Origin of the sequence: Rhodococcus sp. 852002-51564_SCH6189132-a (genome assembly GCF_001665495.1) — a bacterium.
GTDB lineage: Bacteria > Actinomycetota > Actinomycetes > Mycobacteriales > Mycobacteriaceae > Rhodococcus > Rhodococcus pyridinivorans.
The window spans coordinates 1-22,823 of record NZ_LZMJ01000087.1 but is presented as its reverse complement, the minus strand read 5'-3'; the positions used below and the strand labels follow the sequence as shown (position 1 = coordinate 22,823).

At 68.7% G+C, this 22,823-nt stretch carries 18 protein-coding genes and 1 pseudogene; 9 read left to right on the top strand and 10 right to left on the bottom strand.

Annotated elements, in window-relative coordinates; all coding sequences use genetic code 11:
* Both A5767_RS22280 and A5767_RS22275 read left to right on the top strand, forming a co-directional pair.
* A partial coding sequence (locus tag A5767_RS22280) for an isochorismatase family protein (RefSeq protein ID WP_156665185.1) occupies positions 1 to 291 on the top strand: 291 nt, incomplete at its 5' end.
* A 25-nt stretch (positions 292 to 316) separates the two neighbouring features.
* Entirely contained in the window at positions 317 to 2,344 is a 2,028-nt protein-coding gene (locus A5767_RS22275; protein ID WP_197483292.1) for an ATP-dependent DNA helicase, read from the top strand.
* A 22-nt stretch (positions 2,345 to 2,366) separates the two neighbouring features.
* Here the strand turns inward: A5767_RS22275 and glgP are convergent, their stop codons facing one another.
* Entirely contained in the window at positions 2,367 to 4,943 is a 2,577-nt protein-coding gene (glgP, locus tag A5767_RS22270) for an alpha-glucan family phosphorylase (RefSeq protein ID WP_064853152.1), read from the bottom strand.
* Positions 4,944 to 5,429: 486 nt separating this feature from the next.
* Between glgP and A5767_RS22265 the strand changes: the two genes are divergently transcribed.
* From A5767_RS22265 to A5767_RS22255, 3 genes are read left to right on the top strand one after another with little or no spacing between them, the layout of a single operon-like run.
* Positions 5,430 to 7,448: a maltotransferase domain-containing protein gene (locus tag A5767_RS22265; protein WP_064853151.1), complete on the top strand. Its 2,019-nt coding sequence runs from the start codon at positions 5,430 to 5,432 to the stop codon at positions 7,446 to 7,448.
* Complete coding sequence (gene glgB, locus A5767_RS22260; protein ID WP_006554733.1) at positions 7,445 to 9,655, top strand: 1,4-alpha-glucan branching protein GlgB; 2,211 nt, start codon at positions 7,445 to 7,447, stop codon at positions 9,653 to 9,655. Before A5767_RS22265 ends, glgB begins: the two co-directional genes overlap by 4 nt.
* A gap of 28 nt (positions 9,656 to 9,683) precedes the next feature.
* The gene (locus A5767_RS22255; protein WP_064257057.1) at positions 9,684 to 11,132 is read left to right on the top strand and encodes a neutral zinc metallopeptidase; all 1,449 of its coding nucleotides are present in this window, start codon (positions 9,684 to 9,686) and stop codon (positions 11,130 to 11,132) included.
* A 58-nt stretch (positions 11,133 to 11,190) separates the two neighbouring features.
* Here the strand turns inward: A5767_RS22255 and A5767_RS22250 are convergent, their stop codons facing one another.
* The 3 genes from A5767_RS22250 to A5767_RS22240 form a co-directional block, all read right to left on the bottom strand.
* Positions 11,191 to 12,081: a tetratricopeptide repeat protein gene (locus tag A5767_RS22250; RefSeq protein ID WP_064853153.1), complete on the bottom strand. Its 891-nt coding sequence runs from the start codon at positions 12,079 to 12,081 to the stop codon at positions 11,191 to 11,193.
* A 115-nt stretch (positions 12,082 to 12,196) separates the two neighbouring features.
* A complete protein-coding gene (locus tag A5767_RS22245; protein ID WP_064853150.1) occupies positions 12,197 to 12,556 on the bottom strand; it encodes a DUF3817 domain-containing protein in 360 nt (119 codons plus the stop codon).
* A gap of 105 nt (positions 12,557 to 12,661) precedes the next feature.
* On the bottom strand, positions 12,662 to 13,852 hold the full coding sequence (locus tag A5767_RS22240) for an acetyl-CoA C-acetyltransferase (protein ID WP_024100503.1): 1,191 nt from the start codon (positions 13,850 to 13,852) through the stop codon (positions 12,662 to 12,664).
* Positions 13,853 to 13,956: 104 nt separating this feature from the next.
* Here A5767_RS22240 and mce point away from each other — a divergent pair, with 104 nt between their 5' ends.
* The 3 genes and pseudogenes from mce to A5767_RS22225 form a co-directional block, all read left to right on the top strand.
* Positions 13,957 to 14,442, top strand: a complete 486-nt coding sequence (gene mce, locus A5767_RS22235) for a methylmalonyl-CoA epimerase (RefSeq protein ID WP_006554728.1) — start codon at positions 13,957 to 13,959, stop codon at positions 14,440 to 14,442.
* Positions 14,443 to 14,525: 83 nt separating this feature from the next.
* A complete protein-coding gene (locus A5767_RS22230; protein ID WP_064853149.1) occupies positions 14,526 to 15,767 on the top strand; it encodes a hypothetical protein in 1,242 nt (413 codons plus the stop codon).
* Positions 15,768 to 15,838: 71 nt separating this feature from the next.
* Positions 15,839 to 16,333 (top strand): annotated as a pseudogene (locus A5767_RS22225) (MerR family transcriptional regulator); the annotation flags it as partial.
* Between the two features lie 402 nt (positions 16,334 to 16,735).
* Here the strand turns inward: A5767_RS22225 and A5767_RS23875 are convergent.
* Both A5767_RS23875 and nucS read right to left on the bottom strand, forming a co-directional pair.
* The gene (locus tag A5767_RS23875; RefSeq protein ID WP_033096417.1) at positions 16,736 to 17,059 is read right to left on the bottom strand and encodes a hypothetical protein; all 324 of its coding nucleotides are present in this window, start codon (positions 17,057 to 17,059) and stop codon (positions 16,736 to 16,738) included.
* 2 nt (positions 17,060 to 17,061) lie between these two features.
* Complete coding sequence (gene nucS / locus A5767_RS22215) at positions 17,062 to 17,736, bottom strand: endonuclease NucS (RefSeq protein WP_006554723.1); 675 nt, start codon at positions 17,734 to 17,736, stop codon at positions 17,062 to 17,064.
* Positions 17,737 to 17,778: 42 nt separating this feature from the next.
* Here nucS and A5767_RS22210 point away from each other — a divergent pair, with 42 nt between their 5' ends.
* Positions 17,779 to 19,326: an adenylate/guanylate cyclase domain-containing protein gene (locus A5767_RS22210; protein ID WP_039586830.1), complete on the top strand. Its 1,548-nt coding sequence runs from the start codon at positions 17,779 to 17,781 to the stop codon at positions 19,324 to 19,326.
* Positions 19,327 to 19,335: 9 nt separating this feature from the next.
* Here A5767_RS22210 and ehuA read toward each other — a convergent pair whose 3' ends face one another.
* The 4 genes from ehuA to ehuB form a co-directional block, all read right to left on the bottom strand.
* Positions 19,336 to 20,100, bottom strand: coding sequence for an ectoine/hydroxyectoine ABC transporter ATP-binding protein EhuA (ehuA, locus tag A5767_RS22205; protein WP_024100498.1), 765 nt, complete (start codon positions 20,098 to 20,100; stop codon positions 19,336 to 19,338).
* Positions 20,101 to 20,161: 61 nt separating this feature from the next.
* Positions 20,162 to 20,806, bottom strand: coding sequence for an ectoine/hydroxyectoine ABC transporter permease subunit EhuD (gene ehuD, locus A5767_RS22200; RefSeq protein WP_039586827.1), 645 nt, complete (start codon positions 20,804 to 20,806; stop codon positions 20,162 to 20,164).
* Positions 20,803 to 21,537: an ectoine/hydroxyectoine ABC transporter permease subunit EhuC gene (gene ehuC / locus A5767_RS22195; RefSeq protein ID WP_064853148.1), complete on the bottom strand. Its 735-nt coding sequence runs from the start codon at positions 21,535 to 21,537 to the stop codon at positions 20,803 to 20,805. The genes ehuD and ehuC overlap by 4 nt, the downstream gene beginning before the upstream one ends.
* A 16-nt stretch (positions 21,538 to 21,553) precedes the next feature.
* Positions 21,554 to 22,447 (bottom strand): ectoine/hydroxyectoine ABC transporter substrate-binding protein EhuB, encoded by an 894-nt coding sequence (gene ehuB / locus A5767_RS22190; RefSeq protein WP_006554718.1) that lies wholly within the window; start codon positions 22,445 to 22,447, stop codon positions 21,554 to 21,556.
* Positions 22,448 to 22,823: the final 376 nt, after the last annotated feature.

Genomic DNA, 22,823 nt, shown 5'->3' with positions numbered 1-22,823 from the left:
ATCGACGACGAGGGCACGACGTTGGCGTCGTGGTTGCGCGACCGCGGCGTGACGGACGTCGACATCGTCGGGATCGCCACCGACCACTGTGTGCGGGCCACCGCGCTCGACGCGATCGCGGAGGGTTTCCGCGCCCGGGTGCTGCTGCCGTACACCGCTGGGGTGTCGGAGACGACGATCCGCCCAGCCCTCGAGCGGATGCGCGAGGCCGGTGTCGAGCTGGTCACCGACCTTCCCTGCGTCACCGATATCACCGAAGTCACAGGTAGCTGGGCCGCAGACCGAAGGTGACGGTGGGGACCGATAGCCTGTGCCGGTGCCGGATCTCCCCGAAGTCCCAGAATTGCTGCGAACCGCGGTGCACGCGCTGGGCGGTAAGGAGCGGCGCAACCAGCTGACGATGGCCTCGGCCGTCGCGCACAGCATCGACACCGGCGAACACCTCGCCGTGCAGGCCGGCACGGGTACCGGCAAGTCGCTGGCCTATCTCGTGCCGAGCATCCGCTACGCGGTGAAGACGGGTCGCACCGTGGTGGTCTCCACCGCGACCATCGCGCTGCAGCGGCAGCTCGTCGAGCGCGACCTGCCGCGACTCGCCGACGCCCTCGCCGGTTCGCTCGGCCGTCGCCCGCGTTTCGCGATCCTCAAGGGTCGCGGAAACTACCTGTGTCTGAACAAGATCCATACCGGTCTCGCCGAGGAGACGCCCGACGCCGAACTGTTCGACGCGTTCGCCCTCTCGCGCATCGGCCGCGAAGTGCGGCGGGTGACGGAGTGGTCGTCCACCACCGAGACCGGCGACCGCGACGACCTGTCCCCCGGTGTCTCCGATCAGGCGTGGCGTCAGCTGTCCGTCACCGCCCGCGAGTGCCTCGGCAAGTCGCGGTGCCCGGTGGGAGAAGACTGCTTCGCCGAGATCGCGCGCGCCGAGGCCGCGCAGGTCGACGTGGTCGTCACCAACCACGCGCTGCTCGCGATCGATGCGATCACCGGCATCTCGATCCTGCCCGAGCACGATGTCGTGGTCGTCGACGAGGCCCATGAACTCGTCGATCGGATCACGAACGTCGCCACGGCCGAGTTGTCGCCGGGCACGGTGTCGGCGGCTGCGCGGCGCTGCGTCAAGCTCGTCGAGGACCAGGAGATCGACCGGCTCGACGGTGCCGCCGAGAACTGGGAGTCGTTCCTCGAAGAACTGCCGGCTGGGCGCTGGGACGAACTGCCCGAGGGCGCGGCGGCCGCGCTGGCCTCGATCCGCGATGCCGCCTGGGCCGTACACACGGCGATCGGACCGGCCAAGCCCGGCACCGATCCCGAGGTCGCCGCGGCCCGCAGTCAGGCGCTCGCGGAGATCGACGAGGTGCACGACTGCGCGGTCCGGGTGCTGACGACCTTCGAGCAGCGAGACCCTTCGCAGCGACCCGACGTCGTGTGGCTTGCCGCCGACGAGTTCCGCGGCAACGTGCGCCGCACCGTGCGGGTCGCGCCGCTGTCGGTCGGTGGGTTGTTGCGCAGCCGGTTGTTCGGTGAGTCCACCGTCGTCCTCACGTCCGCGACCCTCACGGTCGGCGGGTCGTTCGACGGCCTCGCGGTCAACTGGGGTCTGCCGCCGCAGTCCCCCGCCCGTAGCGACACCACCTCCGCGTCGGGTGCCGAACCTCCTTCCGACAAGGGCGATCTCGCGTGGAATGGGATCGACGTGGGGTCGCCCTTCGATCACGCGAAGGCGGGCATCCTCTACATCGCCAAGCATTTGACGCCACCCGGCCGCGACGGTCTGCCGCCCTCGCATCTCGACGAGATCGCCGAACTGGTCACCGCCGCCGAGGGGCGCACGCTCGGGTTGTTCTCCTCGATGCGCGCCGCGAAGGCCGCCACCGAGGCGCTGCGCGAGCGTCTCGACACGCCGGTCCTGTGCCAGGGCGACGACGCGACGGGCGCGCTGGTCGAGAAGTTCGCAGCCGACGACGCGACGAGCCTGTTCGGGACCCTGTCGCTGTGGCAGGGCGTCGACGTTCCGGGCCCGTCGCTGTCGCTGGTGATCATCGACCGGATTCCGTTCCCCCGCCCCGACGATCCGCTGCTGGTCGCCCGGCAGCGCGCCGTGGAGGCTCGCGGCGGCAACGGGTTCATGGCGGTCGCCGCCAATCACGCCGCTCTGCTGTTGGCGCAGGGTGTCGGGCGACTTTTGCGCAGCACCGACGACCGGGGCGTGGTGGCGGTGCTCGACTCGCGCCTGGCGACCGCACGGTACGGCGGTTATCTGCGTGCGTCGCTGCCGCCGTTCTGGGAGACGGCCGATCCGGCGGTGGTCCGCCGGGCACTCACGCGTCTGCGCGGCTGAGCACCCGGCGGGTCCTGATCTCCTACGGGAGCGCGACCATGCCGAGTTCGGCGGGTGAGGCGAGCAGCCCGTGCCTGGGCAGCACCCGCACCGTGTAGCCGACGGCGCCGGCGAGCGGCAGCGGCACGGTCGCGGTGAACTCCTCTCCCATCGGGTCGGTACCGATGTGCTGCATCGGCACGGTGACGGGGTCGCCGATCGTGTCGTCGGAGCCCACGCGCCCGACCACGGCCTGCACCTCGACATCTTCCGGGGTCAGGTCGCCGAGTTGGACGTGCGCGGTCAGCCCCAGCGGCAGACCGATCTGCGGCACGTCCGGAATCGGCGTCGAATCGACCTGCGCGACACGCACTCCCGGCCACGCCGCCTCGATGCGGCGCCGGTAGTCGGCCAGCGCCCGCGCACCCGCGTAGTCGTCGGCGGTCACCTTCGAGGCTGCCGCGGCCGCGGGGATGTAGTAGTCGACGGCGTAATCGCGCACCATGCGCGAGGCGAGCACCTTCGGGCCGAGATCCTCGAGCGTGTGGCGCACCATCTCGATCCAGCGGGCCGGCACACCGTCGGAGTCGCGGTCGTAGAAGCGCGGCAGCACCGAGCGTTCGAGCAACTCGTACAGCGCGGCGGCCTCGAGATCGTCGCGGCGGGTGTCGTCGACCCCGTCGGCGGTGGGGATGGCCCAGCCGTTCTCACCGTCGAACATCTCGTCCCACCATCCGTCGCGGATGGACAGGTTGAGACCGCCGTTGAGAGCCGACTTCATGCCCGACGTACCGCACGCCTCGAGCGGGCGCAGCGGGTTGTTCAGCCACACATCGCAACCCCAGTACAGATAGCGGGCCATCGACATGTCGTAGTTGGGCAGGAAGACGATTCGGTGCCGCACGTCGTACTCGTCGGCGAACCGCACGACCTGCTGGATGAGCGCCTTGCCGGCGTCGTCGGCGGGGTGGCTCTTGCCGGCGACGACGAGCTGCACGGGCCGTTCGTCGTCGAGCAGCAGGGCGCGCAGCCGTTCGGGGTCGCGCAGCATCAGGGTGAGGCGCTTGTAGGTGGGCACGCGCCGCGCGAACCCGACGGTGAGGACGTTCGGATCGAAGACCGACTCGATCCAGCCCAGTTCGGCCTCGGTGGCGCCGCGTTCGAGCCACGACTCGCGCAGCCGGCGACGCACCTCGGCGACGAGCTGGGCGCGCAGCGCGTTCCGGGTGGACCACAGTTCCTTGCGGTCGATGGTCTGGAGCAGTTCCCAGCCGCGGGCCTCCTCGACGCGGTCGGGTCCGGCGAGGCGGTTGGCGAGCGCGATCCATTCGCGCGCGGCCCAGGTGGGGGCGTGCACACCGTTGGTGACCGAGCCGATGGGCACTTCGGCGGCGTCGAATCCGGGCCACAGTCCTTCGAACATGCCGCGGCTGACCTCGCCGTGCAGCTTCGACACACCGTTGCAGCGCTGGCCGAGGCGCAGACCGAGATGTGCCATGTTGAACACGTTCGGGTTGCTCTCGCGTCCGAGCGCGAGGATGCGGTCGACGGTGAGGCCGGGCAACAGTGCCGACTCGTTCTCGCCGTTGGTGCCCGAGAAGTAGTGGCGCACGAGATCGATCGGGAAGCGGTCGATACCCGCGGGCACGGGGGTGTGAGTGGTGAAGACCGTGCCGGCCCGCACGGCGGCGAGCGCTTCGTCGAAGTCGAGTCCGGCGCCGGTGACGAGTTCGCGGATGCGTTCGGCGCCGAGGAAGCCCGCGTGTCCCTCGTTCATGTGGAAGACATCGGGGTCGGGCAGGCCGTGGATGCGCGTGTAGGCGCGCACCGCGCGGACACCGCCGACGCCGGCGAGGATCTCCTGCTTGATGCGGTGGTCCTGGTCGCCGCCGTAGAGGCGGTCGGTGACCCCGCACAGCTCCTCGTCGTTGGACGGGATGTCGGAGTCGAGCAGCAGCAGCGGGACGCGCCCGACCTGGGCGATCCAGATTCGCGCGTCGAGTGTGCGCCCGCCCGGCACGGCGACCTGCACGAGCGCGGCGGTGCCGTCGGCCTCGGTGAGCAGTCGCAGCGGCAGGCCCTGCGGGTCGTAGGAGGGGTAGTGCTCCATCTGCCATCCGTCGGCGCTGAGCGACTGCCGGAAGTAGCCGGACCGGTAGAGCAGGCCGACGCCGATGAGCGGCAGGCCGAGATCGGAGGCAGCCTTGAGGTGGTCGCCGGCAAGGATTCCGAGGCCGCCGGAGTAGTTCGGCAGCACCTCGGTGACACCGAACTCCATGGAGAAGTAGGCGATGCCGGCGGGCAGTGTCGTGCCGCGCTCCTGCTGTTCCTGGAACCAGCGGGGGCGGGTGAGGTAGTGCTCGAGGTCGGCGGCAGCGGCGTCGAGCCGGGCGAGGAAGTCGCCGTCCTCGGCGAGCGCATCGAGTCGGGCCGGCGGCACCTCGCCGAGCAGTCGGACAGGGTCATTGCTGCACCGGCGCCACAGGTCCGGGTCGACCGATTCGAACAGGTCCTGGGTCTGCGGGTGCCACGACCATCTGAGGTTGGCCGTCAGGGCTCCCAGCGCAGCCAGCCGCTCGGGAAGATGGGCTCGTACGGTGAACCGGCGCAGTGCTTTCACGGGGTGCACACTACCGACCGACCGAGCTTCGTGACGGCCGGGCGGCGGATCTCATGTGCCCGGATCCATGCCGGTCGCGGACAGGATCGCCCGGCACCCGGAGAGGGCCACACCGCGGGGCCTTCTCTCCTGCGGCCGACCTCCCGTCGACCGGTGGACTCAGAGTCCGCCGAGGAGCAGGTGCAGCAGGTCTCCGACGACTCCGATCAGCCCGGCAACCAGACCCATGTGTTCTTCCCTTCGTCGTGCCTCCGAGGAGGCTGTTGTCCTCTTGCAGAACAAACAGTAGGGAGCGGGGTGTTGCCGTCCGGTCAATTGAAGTGAACGGTGAGTTACAGATAATTTCGCCGCTGCAGAGGGGATCCTTCGCGGGTCCCGCCGCATGCACAGCCGCGCGGCGCGACCTCCATTACGGTGGTTCGAGACACGGTCGTTGCCCCCATCGGCCCTGCTCGTCCACCCGGACCCGCACGGAACGGAGCTAGCGTGACAGGTCGGCTCGCCATCGACGACGTACAACCCTCCATCGACGGAGGGCGTTATCCGACGAAGGCGGTCGTCGGGGAGGTGGTGCCGGTCTCCGCCGTGGTGTGGCGCGAGGGCCACGACGCGATCGCCGCGACACTCGCCGTTCGAGGACCGGCCGACGATCCCGAATCCGCCGGCAGGCTGGTGCGGATCCCGATGGTTCCGGGCACCGAACCCGACACCTTCCACGCCACCTTCTCCCCCACGAGCGTCGGTGCGTGGACCTACCGGGTCGAGGCGTGGAGCGACCCGGTGGCGACCTGGCGGCACGCGGTCACCGCGAAGACCGACGCCGGGCAGGACGCCGCCGAACTCGCGAACGACCTCGAGGTCGGCGCACGGATCTTCGAGAAGGCCGCGAAAGGCGCACCGCGCGGCAACCGTCCCGCTCTCCTCGCGGTCGCTGCGTCCCTGCGCTCCGACCGCCCGCTGGCCGAGCGCATCGCCCCGGCCTTCGCCCCCGACGTCACCGAGATCCTCCGCGCCCATCCGCTCCGCGAGCTGATCACGCGTGGAAAGGCGTTCACAGCGTTCGCCGATCGTCGCCGCGCGCTGTTCGGCTCCTGGTACGAGTTCTTTCCCCGGTCCACCGGAGGCTGGTACGAGGACGGAACCCCGCGGCACGGCACCTTCGCCACGGCCGCCGCAGATCTGCCGCGCATCGCGGCGATGGGCTTCGACGTCGTCTACCTCCCCCCGATCCATCCGATCGGCAAGGTCAACCGCAAGGGACCGAACAACACCCTCGTCGCCGGCCCGGACGACGTCGGGTCGCCCTGGGCGATCGGTTCCGACGAGGGCGGCCACGACGCCATCCACCCCGAACTCGGCACCGAGCAGGACTTCCGCGATTTCGTCGCCCGCGCGAAGGAACTCGAGCTCGAGGTCGCCCTCGATCTCGCCCTGCAGTGCGCCCCCGACCACCCGTGGGCGCGTGAGCATCCGGAATGGTTCACCGTGCTGCCCGACGGCACGATCGCGTATGCGGAGAACCCGCCCAAGAAGTACCAGGACATCTATCCGATCAACTTCGACGACGACCCCGAGGGCATCTACGCCGAGGTCCTGCGCGTGGTCCGGCACTGGATCCGGTTGGGCGTCGACATCTTCCGCGTCGACAATCCGCACACCAAGCCCCCGAACTTCTGGGAGCAGCTCATCGCCGAAATCAAGCGCACCGATCCCGACGTGCTGTTCCTGTCGGAGGCGTTCACCCGGCCCGCCCGCATGTATGGGCTCGCGCGACGCGGATTCACGCAGTCCTACACGTATTTCACGTGGCGGGTCGCGAAATGGGAGCTCACCGAGTTCGGTACCGAGATCGCCGCGAAGGCCGACGAGGCCAGGCCGAACCTGTTCGTCAACACCCCCGACATCCTGCACGAGACCCTGCAGCACGGCGGACCGGGCATGTTCGCGCTGCGCGCGGCGCTCGCCGCCACCCTGGCTCCCTCGTGGGGCGTGTACTCGGGGTACGAACTGTTCGAGCACCTCGCGGTGCGGCCGGGCAGCGAGGAGTACCTCGACTCGGAGAAGTACCAGTTGCGGCCGCGCCGATACGACGAGGCACGCCGGCGCGGCGAGTCGCTCGAACCGTGGCTGACCACCCTCAACCGCATCCGGCGCGCGCATCCGGCGTTGCAGCAACTGCGCAACATCGCCTTCCACCACGTCGACAACGACGCGCTCATCGCCTACTCGAAGTTCGATCCGTCCACCGGGGACTGCGTCCTCACGGTGATCAACCTCAACCCCTATGGGGCCGAACAGGGCACGGTCTGGCTCGACATGCCGGCGATCGGGCACGACTGGCACGACCACTTCCCTGTTTACGACGAGGTGAGTGGGGAACAGTACTCGTGGGGACAGGCCAACTACGTGCGCCTCGAGCCGTGGCGGGCGGTGGCGCACATCCTGGTCCTGCCCCCGATCGACATCCCCACCCGCACAACGCTCGCCTACAGGAGGCAGTCGTGACCGTGCCGCCCCAGACGCCGGGCGCCGATGTTCCGCGCCGGCGCCACAGCCCGCGACCGGAGGACCTCGACCTGCTCGCCGCCGGTGAGCACCACGATCCGCACGCGGTGCTCGGGGCCCATTCGCATCCGGAGGGGACGGTCATCCGGGCACTGCGCCCCGGGGCCGAGAAGGTCGCCGCCCGGATCGGTGGTCGCGACCATCCGCTCGAACCCGTGGGCGAGGACGTCTTCAGCGCCCTGATCCCGGTCTTCGATCTCGCCGACTACCGGCTCGTGGTGACCTACCCGTTCGATCACGTCGAGGTCGTCGCCGACGGTTACCGCTTCATGCCGACGCTGGGCGAGCTCGACCGTCACCTGCTGAGCGAGGGCCGGCACGAACGGCTGTGGGAGGTGCTCGGCGCCCATCCGCGGACCTATGAGACCCCGGACGGCCCGGTGACGGGCACGTCCTTCGCCGTGTGGGCACCGGGCGCACGCGGGGTCACCGTCGTCGGCGACTTCGACGGCTGGGGTGGACGCACCGCCCCGATGCGGGTGCTCGGCTCGAGCGGTGTCTGGGAGGTCTTCGTTCCCGGTGTCGAACCGGGCGCGCTGTACAAGTACCGGGTGCACGGCCGCGACGGATCCGTCCGCGACAAGGCCGACCCGATGGCGTTCGCCACCGAGGTGCCCCCCGCGACCGCGTCGAGGGTCACGGAGAGTCGCTACACCTGGAACGACGACGACTGGGTCGCGACCCGCGAGAAAGCGCAGCCCTGGCAGGAACCGATGGCGGTCTACGAGGTGCACCTCGGTTCGTGGCGCCCGGGCCTGAACTACGTCGAACTCGCCGATCAGCTCGCCGAGTACATCCTCGAGACCGGTTTCACGCACGTCGAGCTGCTGCCGGTCGCCGAGCATCCCTTCGGCGGGTCGTGGGGTTACCAGGTCACCTCCTACTACGCTCCCACCTCCCGGTTCGGCACTCCCGACGAGTTCCGCGCGTTCGTCGACCGTCTCCACGCCGCCGGGATCGGCGTGATCATGGACTGGGTGCCCGCCCACTTCCCGAAGGACGAGTGGGCGCTCGCGCGCTTCGACGGCAGCCCCCAGTACGAACATCCCGATCCGCGCCGCGGCGAACAGCTGGACTGGGGCACCTACGTCTTCGACTACGGCCGGCCCGAGGTGCGGAACTTCCTCGTTGCCAACGCCCTGTACTGGATCGAGGAGTTCCACATCGACGGTCTGCGCGTCGACGCCGTGGCCTCGATGTTGTACCTCGACTACTCGCGCCCCGAGGGCGGCTGGACGCCGAATATCTACGGCGGGCGCGAGAACCTCGAGGCCGTTGAGTTCCTGCAGGAACTCAACGCCACCGTCCACAAGCACTATCCGGGGATCGTGACGGTCGCGGAGGAGTCGACCTCCTGGCCGGGCGTGACCCGCTCGACGAACGTCGGTGGGCTCGGCTTCAGCATGAAGTGGAACATGGGCTGGATGCACGACACCCTCGGCTATCTCGGCCGCGATCCCGTGCACCGCACCTACCACCACCACGAGATCACGTTCTCGCTCGTGTACGCGTGGAGCGAGAACTTCGTACTCCCCATCAGCCACGACGAGGTCGTCCACGGCAAGGGCACGCTGTGGACGCGACTGCCGGGCGACGACGCCACGCGTGCAGCCGGCCTGCGGTCGATGCTCGCCTACATGTGGGCGCATCCCGGCAAGCAGTTGCTGTTCATGGGCCAGGAATTCGGGCAGGTCGCCGAGTGGTCCGAGGAACGCGGCCTCGACTGGTGGCAGCTCGACGAACCGCTCCACGCCGGTATCCACCGCCTGGTGTGCGATCTCAACGGCATCTACCGCTCGCACCCGGCGCTCTACACGCTCGACACCACGCCCGGCGGATACTCGTGGATCGACGCCAACGATGCGCACAACAACGTCCTGTCGTTCCTGCGCTACGGCAGCGACGGCTCGGTGGTCGCGTGCCTGCACAACTTTTCGGGCACGACCTACGGCGACTATCGTGTCGGATTGCCCGAACCGGGCACGTGGGAGGAAGTGCTCAACACGGACGCGACCGCCTACCAGGGCAACGGAGCGGGCAACTTCGGGGCCGTGGAGGCCGACGAACATTCGTGGCACGGGCGTCCCGCCTCGGCTCGGGTGACCTTGCCTGCGCACGGTGCCATCTGGTTGTCGTTGCGGAGGTGACGCTGCCCGACGACAGGAGCACAACGACATGCGACGGACGCATCGGTTCGCGCGACTGGTGGTGCCCGCACTGACCGTCGTCCTGCTGGCGGGTTGCGCCCAGCGGATCGAAGGAACGGCGGTGTCGATCTACGACAACCCCTTCACCGTGGCGGGGCTGCCCGTCACCTCCGGGGCGTCGGGTCCGCGCAGCGGGGTGCCCGATGCGGACATCGAGATCGAGAACACCGACGGCGGTCCCGTCGACGTCCTGGCCGGCAACGCGATCGCCGACATCGAGGAGTACTGGCGTCAGGAGTTCGCGTCGGTCGCCCGGGGCACCTTCCGCCCGGTCGAGACGATCGTGTCGTGGGATCCGTCCGAGCGACGGGGCCCGCGTTTCTGCGGCAAACCCACCTACGACTTCATCAACGCGGCCTACTGCAGCGGTGGTGACGAGATCGGATGGGACCGCACCTACCTGATGCCGCAGCTCATCGACAGCTTCGGACCGATGGCCGCGGTGACGGTCCTCGCTCATGAATACGGGCACGCCGTCCAGCACACGGCGGGGCTGGTCGCCGAGGACGACCCCGGCATCGTGTTCGAGCAGCAGGCCGACTGTTTCGCCGGTGCGTTCATGCGGCACGTCGCGGAGGGCCGGTCGACGCACTTCCAGCTCGACACCTCCGACGGGCTGAACAACGTGCTCGCGTCGATGGTGCTCTTCCGCGACGCCGATCCGAACGACCCCGACTCGATCCACGGCTCGGCCTTCGAACGCGTGACGGCCGTGCAGATCGGATTCACCGACGGGGCCGGCTCATGTGCACGCATCGACGCCGCCGAGATCGAGTCGCGCCGCGCCGACCTGCCGCAGTACTACAACTCCGCAGACGACGGCGAACTGCCGGTCACCGACGAGTCGGTCGAGGCGATCTTCGAGTCGTTCCACCAGGTCTTCGACCTGGACGCCCTGCCGCAACTCGATCTGTCGGGCGCCGACCTCGGGTGCTCGGACGCCCGGGCCACCTCACCGGTGTCGTACTGCCCCGCGACGAACACCGTGGGCGTCGACATGGAGGCACTGAGCGAGCGCGGTACGGCCACCCCGCCGGGAAGCGGCTTCGATCCCGGTGTCCGCGGCGACTACAACGCCTACGTGCTCGTCGCCTCCCGCTACGCTCTCGCGGTGCAGAAGGAGGCCGGCCAGTCGCTCACCGAGCCGCGCACGGCGCTGCGGGCGGCGTGCCTGTCGGGGGTCATCAGTGCCGCGCTGAGCCCGGACAGCACCCTCGCCTCGAACGTCGACCCGAGCCAGGTGCTGGTGTGGCTGTCCCCCGGCGACCTCGACGAGGCGGTCTCGGGCCTGCTCACCGACGGTCTGGCCGCGAGCGACGTCAACGGCAACACGGTGCCGAGCGGGTTCGCGCGGGTGGATGCCTTCCGCACCGGCGTCCTCGGCGGCGAGGCGGGCTGCACCGGCCGTTACCGCTGAGACGACACCGGCCGCCCACCACGAGTGGTGAGCGGCCGGTCCGGCGGATCGGTACGGATCAGTAGAGGGCCATCGCGAGCTTGCGGCGCGACGCCACCACGACCGGATCCGCGGCATCGAACAGTTCGAACAGTTCGAGGAGCCGGGTGCGTGCCGCGGTGCGTTCGTCCCCGGCGCTGCGACGCACGAACTCGATGAGACGACCGAAGGCCGCCTCCGGCTGCTGCGCGAACAGTTCGGCGTCGGCCGCGGTGAACTGGGCTTCGAGGTCGTTCGGAGCGGCATCGGCGCGCTCGATCGCATCCTCGGGAATCTTGCTCGCGCGGGCCAGGAAACGCACCTGACGCAGCGCGGCCTGCGCCTCGGTGTTGTTCGGCTCGGAGTTCAGGACGAGCTGGTAGGCCGCCTCGGCGCCCTCGAAGTCGCCGTTCTCGAGTGCCTGCTCGGCAGCCTCGAAACGCGGGTCGGCGGGCTGTTCCTCCGGCTCGGCGCCGGGCGGGCCCGACAGCTTGCCTGCGACGGCGTTCCGGATGGCGTCGAGCCACTGACGCAGCGCGGGCTCGGGCTGCACGCCCTGGAAGTCGGCGAGCGGCTGGCCGGCCGCGATCGCGACGACCGTGGGCACCGACTGGACGCCGAAGGCCTGGGCGATCCGCGGGTTCGCGTCGACGTCGACCTTCGCAAGGACCCACGCACCGTTTGCCTCGTTCGCGAGCTTCTCGAGAACGGGTGAGAGCTGCTTGCACGGTTCGCACCAGGTCGCCCACAGGTCGACGATCACGGGCACCTGCATCGACCGCTGCAGCACCTCGGTCTCGAACGTCGCTTCGGTGACGTCCACGATCGGGGCGATGGCACCGGGTGCGGCGCCGTCGCCACCGGACGGAGGCGGAGGCGGCGGCGCGGAGGCCCTCTCCTTGAGCGGTGAGAGATCCACCGCGCCGGACATCGCCGCGGCGACGGCGGCAGAACGTGCTGGACGGGAACCGGGTCGAGTCACGTCCACCAGTTTGTCACGAGTGGTCCGAATCGTGCTGCGCGGACCGGGGGACGTCGCCGTGAGGTCAGACGGTCGCGGTGGCGTCCTCGCGGGTGGCGGGAGCGGACAGCTCTCCGAGGCGACCGGTGCGCACGGCCCAGCGCTCGAAGACGATCGTGCCGAACGGGGGCACGCTCGAGACGAGGGCGAGGAAGGTCGTCTTGAGATCCCACTTCAACGACCACGCCGTGAGGAGCGCGATGAGCACGAACGGGATGAAGCCGGCCACGCCGTGCACCATGCCCGGGATCGCGATGGCCTCTTCGTAGCCGAGCACCCACTTGAAGAACATGGCGATCAGGAGGGCGAGCCAGGTCACCGCTTCCCAGATCGCGATCAGCCGGAATCGTCTCGCGGGCGTGGACACGTCGAGGATGTTGGTCATGCGGCCATTGTGCCGAAAGGCCTACGACAAGCCGTAGTTCAGTGAGAGACATCACGGCCCCGGCATGCTTGCGCCGGGGCCGTGATCATGCTTCAGAGAAAGGGGTCAGTTCTCGGGCACCCGCACGATGAGCGCGTCGCCCTGGCCGCCACCACCGCACAGGGCGGCAGCGCCGACACCGCCGCCGCGGCGCTTCAGCTCGAGCGCCAGGTGCAGCACGATGCGCGCGCCCGACATGCCGAGCGGGTGGCCGAGCGCGATCGCACCGCCGTTGACGTTCACCTTCGCGGGATCGATGCCCAGCTCACGGGCTGAGACGATGCCGACGGCGGCGAACGCCTCGTTGATCTCGATCAGGTCGAGGTCCTTCGGGTCGACGCCCTCACGCTCGCAGGCCTTGGCGATCGCCCGTGCCGGCTGCGACTGCAGGGTCGAGTCCGGTCCGGCGACGACGCCGTGGCGGCCGATCTCGGCGATCCAGCTCAGCCCGAGCTCGGTGGCCTTGGCCTTGCTCATCACGACGACCGCGGCGGCACCGTCGGAGATCTGCGAGGCCGAACCGGCGGTGACGGTGCCGTCCTTCGAGAAGGCCGGACGCAGCGAGCCGAGCGACTCGGTGGTGGTCTCCGGGCGGATGCCCTCGTCGGCGGCGAAGACGATCGGGTCGCCCTTGCGCTGCTTGATCGACACCGGCACGACCTCGTCCTCGAACAGGCCGTCCTTCCAGGCGCGGGCGGCCCTCTGATGCGAGGCGGCGGCGAAGGCGTCCTGCTCCTCGCGGGAGACGAAGCGGTCGCCGGAGTTGGCCGACTCGGTGAGGTTGCCCATCGCCTGGTCGGTGAAGATGTCGTGCAGGCCGTCGTAGGCCATGTGGTCGCGCAGGGTCACGTCGCCGTACTTGAAGCCGGCGCGGGACTTCTCGAGCATGTGCGGGGCCTGGCTCATCGACTCCTGGCCGCCGGCGACGACGACGTCGAACTCGCCCGCGCGGATCAGCTGGTCGGCCATCGCGATCGCGTTGATGCCCGACAGACACACCTTGTTGATGGTCAGCGCCGGGACGTCCATCGGGATGCCGGCGGCGACGGCCGCCTGACGGGCCGGGATCTGGCCGGCGCCGGCGGTGAGCACCTGGCCCATGATGACGTATTCGACCTGCTCAGGAGCCACACCGGCGCGCTCGAGCGCACCGGAGATCGCCACGCCACCGAGATCCGATCCGGAGAAATCCTTGAGCGAGCCCTGAAGACGCCCCATGGGCGTACGGGCTCCGGCGACGATGACAGAACTGCTCACGGGACATTCCTCCGAAAGATCGGCATGTGATCGGAAAACTCCACTCGGATATTCACCTGAATCCCGATAGGAGTGCACTCAACGGTACCGCTACCGTCTAGAGCATGACCGAGACCTCTCCCACATCCGCTCCGGCGGCGTCCGTTCTCGCTTCCGGACTCGTCACCGCCATCGATCACGTCGGCATCGCAGTGCCCGACCTCGATGCCGCTCTCACCTGGTACGCCGAGAACCTCGGTCTCGTGTCCACCCACGAGGAAGTCAACGAGGAGCAGGGCGTGCGCGAGGCGATGCTGGCCGTTCCGGGGACCCTCGAAGGGTCCACCATGATCCAGCTGCTCGCCCCGCTGAACGAGAAATCCACGATCGCGAAGTTCATCGACCGCAATGGCCCGGGTCTGCAGCAGCTTGCCTACCGCGTCTCCGACATCGATGCCGTCTCCACTGCGCTTCGTGAGCGCGGCGTCCGCTTGCTGTACGACGCACCCCGTCGCGGCACCGCCGATTCGCGCATCAACTTCTTGCATCCGAAGGACGCGGGCGGCGTCCTCGTCGAGCTCGTCGAGCCGGCTGCACATCCCGCTCACTGACGGCCGTTCCGGTGCGCTCCCGAAGACGGATGGGGCGGGAGCGCATCCGGGTCGTACCCGCAGGGACCGGGTAGATTGTCTCCATGGTCTTCGATCGTGATCGCGCACCCAGCCACCTGCCGTTCTCCATCGTGCGGAAGGGATTCGACCGCGACGAGGTGACCAACTACTTCGCCCGGTTCGAGGCCGAGCTGCGCGTGACTGCCACCGACCGCGACGCCGCCGCCGCGCAGGCCCGCGATCTGGCCCGTCAGCTCGAGAACGCCCGCAACGAGATCGACGAACTCCGCAAGGACGTCGACCGTCTGTCGGTGCCGCCCACCACCGCCGAGGGCATGAGCGACCGCATCTCCCGGATGCTGCGTCTCGCCTCCGACGAGGCCTCCGAGCTGCGGGCCCGCGCCGAGGCCGACGCCGCCGAGATGATCTCGCTGGCGGAGCAGGAGGGCATCCGCCTCCGGGGAGACTACGAGAAGAAGCTCGCCGAACTCGAGGACACCCGCGTCGCCTTCGCGGCCGAGCACGAGCGGACGATGACTGCGGCCCGCGCCGAGGCCGAGCGGATCGTGGCTGCTGCCCGCGCCGAGGCCGAGCGACTCGACGCCGAGGCCGAGGCCAAGCGCGAGCAGGTGCAGCAGGACTTCGAGATCACGATGTCCGAGCGTCGCACGAAGCTGCTCGGAGCCCTCGACGAACTCGAACGGACGAGTAAGGCCGAAGCCGAGCGCCGCATCGAGGAAGCCACGCAGGAAGCCGAACGACGGCTCGCCCGCGCCACCGAACAGTCCGAGCGGAAGGTTGCCAACGCGCGCGACCTCACCGAGGAGCTCCGCGTGCTGCGCGGACGCATCCTCGGCCAGCTCGACGCCGTTCGCGAGCAGCTCGACGACGTCCCCACGCTGCTCGCGGGCATCAACCGCGAGGGCGAACTGCTCGACCGGGAGATCTCCCTCGACGAGCCCCGCACGACCGTCCTCGGCACGGCGCGCGACAAGCAGGGCAGCGACAAGCAGGGCTCGGACGACGAGAGCCCGACGGAGCCGGCATCCACCGAGGCCGACGCGAAGGCGGACAAGACCACGCCGCTGCCGCAGACCGACAAGACCACGCCCATGCCGCAGGCCGACCGGACGGTGCGGATCCCGAAGAGCGATGCCCCCGGCTCGGCTTCCGGCCCGAACTCGGCCGGGGAGCCGAACACCGGCGGGCAGGGATCGCAGTCCACTCCGCGTACGCCGAACGCCTCGGCACCGCATCGCTCGCCCTCGGTCGGTTCCGGTGTGCAGGGCCGCTCCCCCGCCGTGGCCAGCAAGGTCCGCAACTGACGGTCGCCGGCCGTCGGGCTTGACCTTCGAGTCGGTCGAAGCTCCATGATGGGCCGGTGACCGACCCGGAGATGATGTCGATCGGCGTGTTCGCCGAACTCGTCGGACTGACCGCGAGCGCATTGCGGTTCTACGACGACGCCGGCATGCTGCGCCCCGCGCAGGTCGATCCGTCGACGGGATACCGGTTCTACAGCCGATCCCAGGTCCCGCGTGCGTGCCGGCTGCGGCAGTTGCGGGAGATCGGGATGCCGCTGCCCGCCATCAGCGAGTTCTTCGCCGCCGACGCGGACGAGGCCGCGCGGTTGCTCGACGACCACGTCGTCGGGATGACCATGGAGGCCGAGAAGCTCCGACGGGCCGCCGAGACCCTCGCGGCGTCCCTGCGGGCCGAATCACGTCGCGTGGTCTGCACGGTGCCGGGACCCGTCCTCGCCGGCGCCGTCGATCAGGTCTCGGCCTCCACCGGTCACGACCCCGACATCCCGGTACTGAACGGCGTGCACATGGAAACCGGATCCGGCTGCGTGAGGCTGACCGCCACAGACCGGTACCGGCTCGCCACCCGGACGCTCGCGCACTACCTCGCCGACCTGTACGACGATCCCGCCGAGTCCCTGGTCTGGGATGTCCGCGCCCTCGACGCTGCCGATGCCCTCACCGACGAGCGCGCCCGGGAACACCACGAATCTCTCCGCGTCGCGGGCTTCTATCCGAGCCTGCACCTGAACCTGGCCGACGACTTCCGTCGTCTCGGGTCGTTCCGGGCAGCCACGGAACATCTCGACCGCGCGCAGGACCACCTGTCCGCGCTCCCCGACGATCCCTACGGCGACACCATCCGTACGGCCGTCCACGAGATGCGTCGGGCGATCACCGACCGCGACACCGCACAGCGAGCATCTGCGCCGGGCACCGCCCGCTGGGGGGTGCGCTCCGACCGGCGTGCAGCGACCGGTGCGTGGTGGCTAGGACCAGCGTCGCGTGGGCCGACGGGTCCCGCGTCCTGCCCAGCATCCGCTGTGCCAGTGCCGCCGGTCCTCCGCACCGCCGAGCGCATCGGTCGGCCACGCGACGACATGGGGTGTTCCCGGCGCGATCTCGTGATCGCATCCCGGACACCGGTACGGCTTGGTGGCACGCGAACCCGGCACGGTGCGCACGGTGAAGCGTTCCCCGTCGGCCCCCGCGGGACCGTTCTCGGTGCGCACCGTCGCCCCGAAGTAGGTCGGGGATTCGTCGGCCGCCCCGCCGCGCTTGCGGCCGGTGCGGGATCTGTTGCGGCGCGGCACGATCAGAACAATCTGAACTCGGTGCTCTCGGTACCCCGCAGCGCCTCGTAGTCGAGCACGAGGCAGCGGATGCCGCGGTCCGTGGCCAGCGTCCGCGCCTGCGGCTTGATCTGCTGGGCCGCGAACACGCCACTGACGGGTGCGAGCAGCGGGTCCCGGTTGAGCAGTTCGAGATAACGGGTGAGCTGCTCCACGCCGTCGATCTCGCCGCGGCGCTTCACCTCCACGGCGACGGTCGCTCCGTCGGCATCACGGCACAACAGGTCCACAGGGCCGATCGCCGTGGGGTATTCGCGCCGGATCAGGGTGAAGCCCGTCCCGAGGGTCTCGACGTGCTCGGCGAGAAGTTCCTGCAGGTGCGCCTCGACACCGTCCTTGATCAGACCGGGGTCGACACCGAGCTCGTGGCTCGAATCGTGGTCGATCTCTTCGAGAGTGATGCGCAGCTGCTCGCCCGCCTTGTTGGTGACGACCCACAGGGCCTCGGCGTCCTCGACGGACTCCTCTTCGAGCCAGCAGGGCGGGCTCATCCAGTTCAGAGGCTTGTAGGCACGGTCGTCGGCGTGGACACTCACCGAACCGTCGGATTTGACGAGGAGGAGACGTCGGGCCGTCGGCAGATGAGCCGTCAGGCGTCCGATGTAGTCCACACGGCAACGGGCAATCACAAGACGCACACAGCCACCCTAGAGGATCCACTCGACTAGTCTCGAACGACCATGCCCGCACGCAGTCACCGCACGGCCCCGCTCGGATCGGCCATCCTGGGAGAGCCTGCCGAACCGATCCGACGGCAACGCATCAGGATCCAGACCCTGTTGACGTTCTCCCTGATCGGTACGCATCTCGTCGGTGCCCTGATCGTGGCCGCTCTCATCAACGTCGTGATCCCGGGCCCGTCCGTACTGACCGCCGACTTCCTCGTCATCACCGCGATCCTCGCTCCTGTCTACGTGGTCTCGGCCGTCGTGGTCGGATCGGTGCTCGGTACCCGGGCGACCCTCCGCAGGCTGCGGTGGGCGCTGGAGAACCGGCCGCCCACCCCGCAGGAACAGCGGATCGCGTTGCGGATGCCCTGGCGTACCACCCTCCAGCAGGGAGCACTGTGGTTCATCGGGTTGATCCTGTTCACCGTCGGGTTCGGGGTCATCGACCCGCAGACGATCCCGAAGGTCGCGCTGACCATCACCCTGGCCGGTGTCACGGTGTGCGGATTCGCGTACATGTTCACCGATTTCGCGCTGCGCCCCATCGCGGCGCGCGCGCTCGAGGTCGGGACGCCTCGTCGCCCGCGCCTGGCCGGCACCACCGGACGCGTGATGCTCGCGTGGGCCCTGGGCAGCGCGGTGCCCGTTGTCGGTCTGCTGTTCATCGCGGTGTTCAGCTTCATCCGTCCCGTCACATCGACGCGCCTGGCGATCACGATCCTCGCCATCGGCGGACTCGGTCTGCTCACCGGCTCGCTGCTGATGTTCCTCACGATCCGGTCGACGATCGCGCCGATCGAATCGGTGCGCGCCGGGATGCAGCGCATCGCGTCGGGCGATTTCGATACCGCGGTCGTCGTCTACGACGGAACCGAATTGGGGCAGCTGCAGACGGGGTTCAACCGGATGGCCGAAGGCCTGCGCGAACGCGAGAAACTGCGCGACGTGTTCGGCCGCCATGTCGGACGGGAGGTCGCGGCTGCGGCGCTGGCCAATCCCGGTGTCCTCGGCGGTGAGGAGCGGGATGTCGCGGTGTTGTTCGTCGACATCGTCGGGTCCACCGCGTTGGCCGCGAGTCGCCCGCCGACCGAGGTGGTGGCGCTGCTCAACCGCTTCTTCGCGGTCGTCGTCGAAGAGGTCCACGCGGCCGAAGGATTCGTCAACAAGTTCGAGGGCGACGCGGCGCTCGCGATCTTCGGCGCGCCGGTCGCCCTCGACAACCCCGCCGGCTCCGCGCTCGGCGCCGCGAGGAGGATGGCGCGACGTCTCGCCGACGAAGTGCCGGAGTGTCGCGCGGGCATCGGGGTCACGGCAGGTCGTGCGGTCGCCGGGAACATCGGCGCGCAGGAACGCTTCGAGTACACCGTGATCGGCGATCCGGTCAACGAAGCAGCGAGGCTGTCGGATCTCGCGAAGACCGTTCCGGGTTACGTCGCGGCGTCGGCCCGCACCGTGCAGCTCGCCCCCGAGGACGAACGCGCACGGTGGGAACTGGGTGAGGAGATCACCCTGCGCGGTCGTTCCGAGCCGACGCGCCTGGCGATTCCGCGCGCGGACTGACGGCAGGCCTCACTCCCCCGCCAGCACCGCGTCGAGGAACTTGCGGGTGCGTTCCTCCCGGGGGCTGGTGAAGATGCGCTCGGGCGGCCCCTCCTCCACGATGCGACCCCGATCGAACATCAGCACTCGATCGGAGACGTCGCGGGCGAAGTGCATCTCGTGCGTCACGATCAGCATCGTGATGTCGGTCGTCTCGGCGATCGTCCGCAGCACGTCCAGCACATCGGCGACGAGTTCGGGGTCGAGGGCCGAGGTCACCTCGTCGAGCAGCAGGATCTCCGGATCCATCGCGAGGGCACGGGCGATCGCGACCCGCTGCTGCTGACCACCCGACAGTTGCGTGGGGTGGGCGGTCTCCTTGTCGGACAGACCGACCATCGCGAGCAGCTCCCGCGCACGGTCGCGTGCCTCGGCCTTACTGCGACCGAGGACGTGGACCGGAGCCTCGGTGAGGTTCTCCATCACGTTCATGTTGGGGAAGAGGTTGAACTGCTGGAAGACCATGCCGATGCTGCGGCGCATCGTCCTCAGGTAGCGCTCGGAGGCCGGGACGAGACGCGTCCCCTTGCGTTCGTGGCTGAGTGGTTCGCCCTTGACCCACACCACACCGTCGTCGATCTTCTCGAGGGTCATGAGCAGGCGCAGGATGGTCGTCTTGCCCGAACCGCTCGGACCGATCAACGTGACCCGTTCCCCCGGCGCGACGGTGAAGTCCAAGTGGTCGAGTACTACGTGGTCGCCGAATCTCTTGACCACGGAGTCGAAACGGATCATGGATCCATCGGAGCTGGCGGCGGGAAGCGAGTCGCCGTCGGCACCGGCTTCCTTGTGCATCTCAATAGGCAAGGCGACGCTCCAATCGGCGGACGAGCAACGACGTCGGGTAGCTGGCGATGAGGAAGATCAGGCCGGCCAGCGTGAGCGGCTCGAGGTACTGAAAGTTGCGCGCACCGAACTGCTGGGCTGCGGTCACCATCTCCACGACGGAGATCGTGAACAGGAACGGGGTGTCCTTGAACAGCGACACCGCGTAGTTGCCCAGCGCGGGCACGACACGGCGCACGGCCTGCGGCAGGATCACCGCACGCCACGTACGCATCGGCGACAACGACAGGGCGCGGCACGCCTCCCATTGTCCCTTCGGCACGGCGTCGATGCCCGCCCGGTACACCTCGGCCATGTAGGTCGAGTAGTGGATCCCCAGTACCGCGATGCCGATCTGCAGCGCACTGAACTGCGGGAGCAGGTAGTACACGAACAGGAGCTGCACCACGAGTGGTGTGAGCCGGATGAACTGGACGACGGCGGACAGCGCCGTCGCGAGCACCTTCGGCAACGAGCGACGGGCGACGGCCACGACCAGCCCGAGCACCGCAGCGACCACGAATCCGAGGACCGTGGCCAGCAGGGTGATCCGGAATCCTTCGAGCAGTACCGGAAGGGCCTCGGCCGCGCGTTCCCAACTCCAGTCGACGGTCATGAGCGTGCCCCCAACGGCTGATCGAAGACCGGGGCGAGCCCGAAGATCTCACGCAGAGTGGGACCGGTCCCGAGTCGGCTCTTCGCCCGCACCTCGAGCGCATTCATCAGCAGCGTCAGCAGATAGCCGAGCACGAAGTACAGCACCAACCCCACGCCGAACGCGAAGATGGTGTCGCCGCTTCCTCTACGGAGCTGCTCGATCTGGAACGTGAGATCCTGCAGGAGGATGTAACTCGCCAGTGCTGTTCCCTTGAGCAGCTGGATGAGCAGATTGGTCAACGGCGGGATCATCTCGGCCCAGGCCTGCGGGAAGACCACCCGTCGCATGCGTTGCCAGTAGCCGAAATTCAGCGCTGTCGCCGCCTCGATTTGCGGCTTCGGCACCGAGGCGATCGCACCGCGCACCACCTCCGCTCCGTAGGCGCCGTAGTTGAGCGACAGCGCGAGGATCCCGCACACGATCGATTCGAGCCGGAACCCGAACAACGGCAGAACATAGAAGAACCAGAACAGTTGCACGAGAAGCGAAGTGCCGCGGAAGAACTCGATGAACACTCTCGCGCTGCCACGCAGGACGAGGTTCTTCGCGCCTGCCGCCAGCCCGAGGGCCACGGCGAGCAGGAACGCGAAGACCGCACTCCCCAGGGTCAATTCGACGGTGACGAGCAGACCGTCGAACAGTTGGGGGAAGGAGTTCCACAGCAGTTCGATCTTCGAACCGAAATCCATTACGACGCAGCCGAGATCAGGAAACGCCCTCGCAGAGCATCTCGGTCGTCAGCCCCGGATCGGGCATCTCGGCCTCCGTGAACCCGAAGTCGCCGACGATCGAAAGGTACTTCTGCGGGTCGGACGTGATCTTCGCCAGTTCCTCGTTGTAGGCGTCGCGCAGTTCGGTGTCCTCCTTGCGGAAGACCGTCCCGCCGGCGCCCACCTGAGGTACCCCGTCGATCTCCGCGACGAACGACTCGGTGACGTCGACGGGCGCACCCTCGTTGTTCTGCTTCATCCAGTTCAAGGAGATACCCGTCAGGGCGAAGACGTCGGCGCGTCCGTTGACGACGGCATCCATCCCGTCCTGGGGAGACGCCACCTGCATCGCGTCGATGCCGAGGGCGGACGCGTAGTCGGCTTCGATCGCGCCGGTCATGACGGCCATCCGGACGCCGCTCTCGGCGATCGACTGCATGTCGGCGAGTTGTTCCGGGTTGCCCTGCGGGACCATGAGTGCGGTGGTGTAGTTGAACTCCGGCTCGCTGAACAGTGCCTGTTCGCAACGCTGCGGGAGGATCGACATGCCGGCGCTGACCACGTCGAATCGTCCGGCCTGCAGGCCGGGAATGAGCGCACCGAAGTCGGTGGCCACACCTTCGACGTTGTCGATGCCGAGGTTCTTGAAGATCTCGCGGTGCAGAGCGACGGTGGCGCCGGTGAGTTCGCCGTCCTGCATGAAGCTGTAGGGTGCCTCGCCGGCGAACCCGACGGTGACGGTGCCTTCCTGCTGGAGCCGTTCGAGGGTCGAGCCCTCGGTGTCGGTGTCGACGCTCGTACATCCTGTGATGGCCGCGCCGATGAGTCCCAGTCCCGCGATCACCGCCGTGAACTTGCCGGCGGTACCCGTAGTCGATCGATTCGTCATCGTCTCGCCCCTCCTCGTCGTCGACGAGAACGCCCCCGACAGGCGCTCACACGCCGAACCCACACGAACCGTGCGATCGTGCATGAGCGGACGTTACCGACATAAGTAGGCATAGCCTGGAACAGGGCGTGTTTGTTACGAGGTCGTGATCGGCCGGGCGCCGGCGATGGAAAAGGGGCGCACCGTACCCGAGAACCGTTCGGAGCGTGAGTACTTTCCCGTGAGATGGGATCATCCGACGGTCCGGAGAGAGCCCGGAGAACACGAAAGGGGACCCAAACGAGTGGGTCCCCTTTCGGAACGGGTGTTCGGCGGTGTCCTACTCTCCCACACCCTGTCGAGTGCAGTACCATCGGCGCAGACAGGCTTAGCTTCC

Coding starts and splice junctions, on each gene's coding strand:
- ehuB (WP_006554718.1), bottom strand. CDS start 22,447: ATGACGAATCGATCGACTACGGGTACCGCCGGCAAGTTCACGGCGGTG.
- A5767_RS22255 (WP_064257057.1), top strand. CDS start 9,684: ATGCGACGGACGCATCGGTTCGCGCGACTGGTGGTGCCCGCACTGACC.
- ehuA (WP_024100498.1), bottom strand. CDS start 20,100: ATGATCCGTTTCGACTCCGTGGTCAAGAGATTCGGCGACCACGTAGTA.
- A5767_RS22210 (WP_039586830.1), top strand. CDS start 17,779: ATGCCCGCACGCAGTCACCGCACGGCCCCGCTCGGATCGGCCATCCTG.
- A5767_RS22230 (WP_064853149.1), top strand. CDS start 14,526: ATGGTCTTCGATCGTGATCGCGCACCCAGCCACCTGCCGTTCTCCATC.
- A5767_RS22245 (WP_064853150.1), bottom strand. CDS start 12,556: ATGACCAACATCCTCGACGTGTCCACGCCCGCGAGACGATTCCGGCTG.
- ehuC (WP_064853148.1), bottom strand. CDS start 21,537: ATGGATTTCGGTTCGAAGATCGAACTGCTGTGGAACTCCTTCCCCCAA.
- ehuD (WP_039586827.1), bottom strand. CDS start 20,806: ATGACCGTCGACTGGAGTTGGGAACGCGCGGCCGAGGCCCTTCCGGTA.
- A5767_RS22250 (WP_064853153.1), bottom strand. CDS start 12,081: ATGTCCGGCGCGGTGGATCTCTCACCGCTCAAGGAGAGGGCCTCCGCG.
- mce (WP_006554728.1), top strand. CDS start 13,957: ATGACCGAGACCTCTCCCACATCCGCTCCGGCGGCGTCCGTTCTCGCT.